Annotated in this window: 2 protein-coding genes; both read left to right on the top strand. The window is 44.3% G+C overall.

The features are described from left to right. The first annotated feature begins 129 nt into the window (after positions 1-129). Positions 130-396, top strand: a complete 267-nt coding sequence (locus QUA62_RS29255) for a type II toxin-antitoxin system death-on-curing family toxin (protein ID WP_333408292.1) — start codon at positions 130-132, stop codon at positions 394-396. 314 nt (positions 397-710) lie between these two features. Then, positions 711-1,079 (top strand): trypsin-like peptidase domain-containing protein (locus QUA62_RS29250; protein WP_333408291.1); only part of this gene is annotated, 369 nt, incomplete at its 3' end.

The following is a 1,079-nucleotide window of genomic DNA, read 5'->3' as shown; positions in this document are numbered from 1 at the left end:
GAAACATCTTCTCTTCATCCCTTGGGCTTGTCTTGGCAACTAGAATAACTGCTCCCCCTACTTATTGAGCCGATACAGATTTAGTAAGTAAATTATAACAGGTAGTCCTGACTATGCAGGACTACCAGTATTGACGCCATACAGATAGAGAGATTTGGTGGCACTCCCGGTGTCATAGACGAAGGCTTGTTGGAGTCGGCTTTGGATCAGCCACAAACAACTTTTGGCGGTAATTTTTTGCATCCCACAATTAGCGAACAAGCTGCCGCCTATCTCTATCAGATAGGGATGAATCATCCCTTTATTGACGGAAATAAACGAACGGCTTTTGCGGTAACAGATACCTTGTTGCGTTTAAATGCTTGCACTCGGAATTTGACGGACGATCGAGCATAGGATTTAGTCATGCGAGTCGCACAGGAAACCATGACTAAGGAAGAATTAAGTACCGAGTTTGAGTCATGTATTATTTAGTTTTAATAAGTAAGTTGGGCAGTGCGCTAGATTGAGATTAAGTAAGGTGCGCCCATAACCACTCTACAGTGAAAAAGGGAATCGAGGAACAAAAAAGCGAGTAAGATTATCACTAAAGAACAAAGCCGAGATCCTTTGCGTCAAATCAGTAATAAAACTAAACACAAAAAAGCACAAACCGCCGATCGCCCTTTCTTCCCGAAATCCCGCTACCCAACTACTAATTAGCAATAGCCATGAATATAAATTTTTCTCGTTATGACACCTTAACCACCATGCTAGCAGGAACTACGGCAGCCTTAACCATAGTCATCAGCCAACCCGCGCTCGCCAAAACGCCCCAAGAAGTCGCCAGCATTGCCGGGCCGCTGACAGTACAAATTAACAGTTCCCTAGGAGACGGTTCTGGCGTAATTATTGCCAAAACAGGCAAAACTTACACAGTTTTAACAGTCAACCACGTCGTAGAAAAAGCAGACGTGAAATACACCGTTCGCACGTCTAAAGGCAAAAACTATCAAGCAACTGCCGTCACCCGTTTGCAAACCGCCGACACTGACCCGGATTTAGCCGTAGTCAAATTTGAAAGCCCCGAAGAATATCCA

This window comes from Microcoleus sp. MON1_C1, from assembly GCF_036701945.1.
GTDB lineage: Bacteria > Cyanobacteriota > Cyanobacteriia > Cyanobacteriales > Microcoleaceae > Microcoleus.
The sequence above is the reverse complement of the archived record's forward strand: the minus strand, read 5'-3'. Positions and strand labels throughout refer to the sequence as shown.